This is a genomic window from Actinomadura logoneensis (assembly GCF_003428695.1).
Classification (GTDB): domain Bacteria; phylum Actinomycetota; class Actinomycetes; order Streptosporangiales; family Streptosporangiaceae; genus Spirillospora; species Spirillospora logoneensis.
This window is the reverse complement of record NZ_QURH01000680.1, coordinates 1-2,838: the sequence shown is the minus strand read 5'-3', so window position 1 is coordinate 2,838 and position 2,838 is coordinate 1. Positions and strand designations below refer to the sequence as shown.

Annotated in this window: 3 protein-coding genes; 1 reads left to right on the top strand and 2 read right to left on the bottom strand. The window is 75.4% G+C overall.

What is annotated here, in order from left to right; genetic code table 11:
- Positions 1-294 precede the first annotated feature (294 nt).
- Positions 295-1,506: a hypothetical protein gene (locus DZF91_RS25575; protein ID WP_147341382.1), complete on the top strand. Its 1,212-nt coding sequence runs from the start codon at positions 295-297 to the stop codon at positions 1,504-1,506.
- A 72-nt stretch (positions 1,507-1,578) separates the two neighbouring features.
- Here DZF91_RS25575 and DZF91_RS25570 read toward each other — a convergent pair whose 3' ends face one another.
- A complete protein-coding gene (locus DZF91_RS25570) occupies positions 1,579-2,595 on the bottom strand; it encodes a hypothetical protein (RefSeq protein ID WP_117359763.1) in 1,017 nt (338 codons plus the stop codon).
- Positions 2,592-2,838 (bottom strand): RNA polymerase sigma factor (locus DZF91_RS25565; RefSeq protein WP_147341381.1); only part of this gene is annotated, 247 nt, incomplete at its 5' end. The genes DZF91_RS25565 and DZF91_RS25570, both read right to left, overlap by 4 nt.

The following is a 2,838-nucleotide window of genomic DNA, read 5'->3' as shown; positions in this document are numbered from 1 at the left end:
GGGGCGGACCGCCGAAGCGGATCCGGTGGCGGACGGACGAGCGACGGGCGGGCGGGCAGGCGGGGCGGGCAGGCGGGGCGGGACGGCCGGTGGGCGGCCGGCCCTGCCTAATGCTCCACCGGTGATGTGGTCCGGGCAACACCCGCGCCGCCCGAGATCATCCGAGGCCCCGGAAGCGACGGCGCGCTCGGGGACCGTGGCCTCACCGCCACATCCGCGTCGAGCCCGCCGCGACCGCCGCGACGACGTGCGAACGTGGGCTCCGGCACGCGAGGACGAGCCGGGAGAACGCGCATGAGGCACTGGTTCGGCCGCCGAGGGACACCCACGGAACGGCCCCCGCGAGCGCCCGCCGGTTTCCTAGCGTCCGCCGATCTCCAAGCGCCCGCCGGTCTCCAGGCGTCCGGTGGTCGGCAGGCGGCAACGGGCACGGGGGTCCCCGGCGGCGTCCCCCTCGCCTCCTTCCCGGGGACGGACTGGGACGCCAGGTTCGCCGCCGCGCTCTCCCACGTCGGCGCGCAGACGTTCAAGCCGGTGATCCTGCTGCCGAACGGGCCGCTCGAACTGTCCGGCGGGCCGTACACGCTGGCCGACGGCCTGAAGCTGTCCGGTCCGCTGGGCGCGCCCGAGCGCGAGTTCGACACCCGCGGACCCCAGTCGATCGTCACCGTCCGGGGCCGGCCGCTGTTCGCGACGCCGCGCGCCGGTGTGCGCGGCGTCAGCATCCGGGGCGTCCAGTTCCGTGCCGCCGGGCCGGTGGACTGGACGGTCCGCGAGACCGACTTCGCGGGCGGCCCGATCATGTCCGACTGCGACTTCACCGACCTGGCCTGGAACGGCTTCTCCTCGGTCATGCACGCCCGCCACCTGCGCGTCGCGATCGAGCGGACCTACGTCAACAACGGCGGCGACGTGCAGTTCAAACTGGGCGGATCCGACAACACCTACTGGATGAGCGGCTACTCGTTCCTGTCGGGGAGCGTGCCGGCCACGGCCGCGGCCTACATCCACTTCACCAGCATGTCCCGGACCCGCGTCGGGCCGCTGTACATCACGCCGCAGCACGCGACCGCGATCAGGGTCGGACGCGGCTACGGCGGCCTGTCCTTCCACGGCCTCCTGCTCGACTCGACCGGACGGGACGTCAACACCGCCTGCCAGGGGCCGGCGATCGTCATCGACGGCGGCGAGGGCCACGTCTTCCAGGACTGCTGGTTCTTCAACAACGCCGTCCGCCCCGCATCGACCGGCCGCCCCTGGGAGAAGGGACAGGTCTACATCCACGCCGGTGCGCAGATCGCGTTCGTCGGCTGCCAGTGGTCCGGCGGGAGGGAGCAGCGGGTGCTCACCCCCGCGGGCACCCCGGCGATCTACGCGGCTGCGGGCGTCACCGGCGTCCGCGTCCACGCCCCGCTCGCTCCCAACGGCGGCGAGCGGCTGCTCCAGCACGCCGCCGCGGGAGCGATCACCTGCGACGACCCGTCCTGGACGATCACCACCGCCTGACCGCCCCGGACCCGTCCGTCACGGAGGAGGGGCGACGCGTCCGTCACGGGCACGGCCTCACGGGCACGGCCGTCACGAAGCGGGGCGGCGCGGTGAGACCACGAGCCGGACGGTCCCGGCGGCCGGCCCGCTGAACGCGTCCGACACGTACCAGGTGCCCTTCACCACGCCCTTCGGCACGACCGGCGCCTCGAGGTCCACGATGCCGGCGTGCCGTCCGGCGAACCGGTCCAGAGTGTAGGCCGCGACGGTCCCGTGGCGCTGCCGGAGGACGGCGCGGACCTCCGCGACGGTCCGGCCCCTCACCCGCACCCCGGCGAGAACCTCGCCCGGCGCGGTGGCGCTCCCCGTCAGAGCGATCCGTTCGCCGGGCCTCGGCGCGCGTCCGAGCACGACGGTGACCGGTGCCTGGTGGCCGAGGCGGATCCGCAAGCCCCTGTGGCACCAGGTCCTCCCGCAGTCCGCGCCGGAGGGATTCGGAGTCGCCGACGGCTGCGCGCCGTCCGACCCGAGCAGGGCACCGACGAGGCTCGGGGACGCGGGCCGGACGTCCAGGTTCACGGACAGGCCGTGCGCGGCGAACTCCGCCCGCAGCCGCGCGGGGGAGGCGTGCGGATCCCGGACGGCGACGTTGACGTAATCCCCGTCCCGGGAAAAGGAGAGCGCTTCGGCGGGCCGCTCCGCCCCCGGCCAGCCGAAGACCACGGCCGCGGCGGTGGCGGCGACGGCCGTGACGGTTCCGAACGCCAGAGTGGCCTTCCGCCACGGGCGGCGGGCGGCCGAGGCGCTGCGCCCCGCAACGGTGGCTTCCGTGCGAGCCATCTCGGCGGCGCTCGTGCGGGCGATGTCCGCGGCGCTCGTGCGGGCGATGTCGGTGGCGCCCGTGCGGGCGATGTCGGTGGTGCCCGTGCGAGCCATCTCGGCGGTGCTCGTGCGGGCGATGTCCGCGGCGCCCGTGCGGGCGATGTCCGCGGTGCCCGTGCGGGCGATGTCGGCGGCGAGTTCCCGGTAGGCGGCGTCCGACACGAGCCGGTCGGCGGCCTCGTCGGAGATCGGCGACACCCGGCTGATCAGCGACCGTTCGGTCATGTGAGGTCTCCTTCCAGGGCGCGCAGGGCGGCGGCGGGGATCGGGGCGTCATGGCGGCGCAGGGCGCGCGCGAAGCGGCGGCGGGCGCGGTGCAGGCGGACCCGGACCGCGTTCCGGGAGCAGCCGAGCACCGTGGCCAGCTCCGCGTGGCCGAGGCCCTCCCAGCCGACCAGGGTCAGCAGTTCGCGGTCGGCCTCCGGCAGGCTGCGCAGCGCCGCCGCGACCCGCCCGGACGCGCCGTCG